The 2,953-nt window shown below is 75.0% G+C and carries 3 protein-coding genes; all 3 read right to left on the bottom strand.

Annotated features, from left to right (window positions below):
- Window positions 1-138: 138 nt before the first annotated feature.
- Genes AB0G59_RS28995 through pcaH form a run of 3 tightly spaced genes read right to left on the bottom strand, consistent with a single transcriptional unit; the run spans window position 139 to window position 2,770 of the window.
- Complete coding sequence (locus tag AB0G59_RS28995; RefSeq protein ID WP_360917727.1) at window positions 139-1,521, bottom strand: FAD-dependent oxidoreductase; 1,383 nt, start codon at window positions 1,519-1,521, stop codon at window positions 139-141.
- A 36-nt stretch (window positions 1,522-1,557) separates the two neighbouring features.
- Entirely contained in the window at window positions 1,558-2,097 is a 540-nt protein-coding gene (gene pcaG, locus AB0G59_RS28990) for a protocatechuate 3,4-dioxygenase subunit alpha (protein WP_360917724.1), read from the bottom strand.
- A gap of 1 nt (window position 2,098) precedes the next feature.
- A complete protein-coding gene (gene pcaH, locus AB0G59_RS28985; RefSeq protein ID WP_360917721.1) occupies window positions 2,099-2,770 on the bottom strand; it encodes a protocatechuate 3,4-dioxygenase subunit beta in 672 nt (223 codons plus the stop codon).
- Window positions 2,771-2,953 lie beyond the last annotated feature (183 nt).

The raw sequence follows: 2,953 nt of genomic DNA, 5'->3' as shown, positions 1-2,953 counted from the left end.
CCCGGACCCCCGGTCCTCAATCGCCGGACGGGCTGATTTTGTTGCCCGGAACCGGCGGAAAATCCAGCCTGTCCGGCGATTGAGGACCGGGGTCTGGGGCGGAGCCCCAGTTACGGGAAGGGGCGGGGTGGGGAAAGGTCACCCTTCGGCCACCGTCGCGGATGCCTTCCGTGCCGCCACCAGAATGGGGTCCCAGACCGGGGAGAACGGCGGCGCGTAGCCCAGGTCCAGCGCCGTCATATGGTCCACCGTCATACGGGCCGTCAGCGCCACCGCCGCCACGTCGACCCGCTTCGCGGCACCCTCGCGGCCGACGATCTGGACGCCCAGCAGCCGGCCCGTGCCCCGCTCGGCGAGCATCTTGACCGTCATGGGGCGCGCCTGCGGGTAGTAGCCGGCGCGGCTCGTCGACTCGATCGTGGCCGTGACGAACCTCAGGCCCACGGCCGTGGCCTGGGCCTCCAGCAGGCCGGTGCGGGCGATCTCCAGGTCGCAGACCTTGCTGACGGCCGTGCCGACCACGCCCGGGAACGTGGCGTAACCGCCGCCGACGTTCGTGCCGATGACCTGGCCGTGCTTGTTGGCGTGCGTGCCCAGCGCGACGTGCCGGGTGCGGCCCGAGACGAGGTCCAGGACCTCGACGCAGTCGCCGCCCGCCCAGATGTTGTCGTGGCCGCGCACCCGCATCGCCAGGTCCGTCAGCAGCCCGCCCGACTCGCCGAGCGGCAGGCCCGCCGCGTCGGCCAGGCCCGTCTCGGGCCGTACGCCGAGCCCCAGGACGACCACGTCGGCGGGGAATTCGCGGTCGTCCGTGGCGACCGCGGCCACCCGGCCGTCCCGGCCCGTACGGATGCCGGTGACGGCGGTGTCCGTCACCACGTCGATGCCCATGCCGGACATCGCCTCGCGCACCAGCGCGCCCATGTCCGGGTCGAGCGTGGACATCGGCTGCGCCGAGCGCTCGAGGACCGTCACCTCGTACTCCCGCCGACGGAGAGCCTCGGCCATCTCCACGCCGATGTAGCCGGCGCCGATGACGACCGCCCGACGGCCCGGCGCGCCCGGTGCTTGCCGCAGCCCGTCGAGCAGCGCCTGCCCGTCGTCCAGGGTCTGCACCCCGTACACCCCCGGCGCGTCGATGCCCTCCAGCGGCGGGCGCACCGGCCGGGCCCCGGTCGCGACGACCAGGTCGTCGAAGCCGTGCCACGCCTCCCGGCCCGACGTCAGATCGCGGGCGCGCACCCGCTGCCCGGCCACGTCGATGTCGGTCACCTCGGTCCGCATGCGCAGATCGATGCCGCGCTCGCGGTGCGCCTCGGGCGTACGGGCGATCAGCGCGTCCGGACCGTCGACCACGCCCCCGGCCCAGTAGGGGATGCCGCACGCCGAGTACGAGGCGAAGCGGCCGCGCTCGAACGCCGTGATCGTCAGCTGTCCGGGGTCCTTGAGCCTGCGGGCGCGGGAGGCCGCGGACATGCCCGCCGCGTCGCCCCCGATGACCACCAGCCGCCGTTGCGCCATTGCGTCGCCGTCCTCTCGCCAGTTGTGCGGCCCACGTTACGAGTCGGCCTCCACCTGGAGAAAGACCGTTTCCGCGGCGCCGCACAGCCGGACGTCGAAGCGGTACGAACGGTGCCGGCCGGGCTCGGGGACGGCCAGCAGGGTGGCCCGCCGGTCGGCGGGCAGGGCGGCCGGCAGCGGATCCCCGTCGGGGAAGCGGAAGTAGACCCGGGTGAACAGGTGCCGCGGCAGGCCGCGCGCGAAGAGGCACAGCGCCAGGTACGGGGCCCCGCCCGGCAGCAGCGTGCGCAGCGCGTAGTGGCCGTCGCCGCCGGTGGGGACGCGGGCGAAGCCGGTGAAGGCGGCGCCGTCCCGGCGCAGACTGCCGGACGCGCCGGCCAGGGAGCCGTCCGGGGCCGCCTGCCAGAACTCCAGCAGCGCATCCGGCACCGGCTCGCCCTCGCCGTCCAGGACGTATCCGTGCACGGTGACGGCCCCGGGGTGCCCGGCGGGGGCGGCGTCGGGGCCGCCGGGGAAGGGCAGGGCCGTACCGAAGAAGGGCCCGATGGGCTGGGAGGGCGTGGCCTCGGAGGGCATGTCAGCGGCTCCCCTCGGTCCAGGTGGCGGCCGGCCCGTCGAGGACCACGTCCCAGCGGTAGCCGAGCGAGAACTCCGGCTCGTTCAGCGCGGGGTCGTAGGCGGCGACCAGGCGCCCGCGGGCCCGGTCGTCGTCCAGGGCGGCCAGGACCCCGTCGTACGGCAGGAGCGGGTCGCCCGGGAAGTACATCTGGGTGACCAGGCGCTGGGTGAACGCCCGGCCGAAGAAGGAGAAGTGCAGGTGGGCGGGGCGCCAGACATTCGGGAGACCGGCCAGGGGATAGGCGCCGGGCCGGATCGTGGTGAAGCGGTAGCGGCCGGCGTCATCGGTCAGACACCGGCCCGCACCGGTGAAGTGCGGGTCCAGCGGGGCCGCGTGACGGTCCGCCCGGTGGGCGTAGCGGCCGGCGGCGTTGGCCTGCCACAGCTCCACCAGCTGGCCCCGGACCGGCCGGCCGCGGCCGTCGAGGACGCGGCCGGTGACGGTGATGCGCTCGCCGAGCGGCTCACCGGGGTGCTGGCGCGTCAGGTCGCTGTCGGAGGGGGCGACGTCGGCCGGGCCGAAGACGGGGCCGCTCAGCTCGACCGCGTCGGGGGCGGGCGGGAGCGGTACGGGGGTGTGGTGGGGGCGGCGTTCAGGGATGCCGGTGTAGACGGCGGGGGCTGCTGTCATGGGGCTGACCTACCCCGGTGGGTCGCCCGGTGGCGGACGATTTCCCGCCGTTCCCGGGCGCGGGCCGAGGGGGTGAGCCCCGGTCCCACCCTTTCGCCGTTTCCTGGGGATGCGCCCCAGACCCCGGACCGCGCTGCGCGCGGTGTCCTCAATCGCCGGACGGGCTGAAAATCAGCCCGTCCG

The organism is Streptomyces sp. NPDC021096, assembly GCF_040641275.1.
In the GTDB taxonomy this organism is placed as follows: domain Bacteria; phylum Actinomycetota; class Actinomycetes; order Streptomycetales; family Streptomycetaceae; genus Streptomyces.
The sequence above is the reverse complement of the archived record's forward strand: the minus strand, read 5'-3'. Positions and strand labels throughout refer to the sequence as shown.

What these genes read in the sequence shown, in the direction of transcription:
- AB0G59_RS28995 (WP_360917727.1), bottom strand. Translation starts at nt 1,521, where the DNA reads ATGGCGCAACGGCGGCTGGTGGTCATCGGGGGCGACGCGGCGGGCATG.
- pcaH (WP_360917721.1), bottom strand. Translation starts at nt 2,770, where the DNA reads ATGACAGCAGCCCCCGCCGTCTACACCGGCATCCCTGAACGCCGCCCC.
- pcaG (WP_360917724.1), bottom strand. Translation starts at nt 2,097, where the DNA reads ATGCCCTCCGAGGCCACGCCCTCCCAGCCCATCGGGCCCTTCTTCGGT.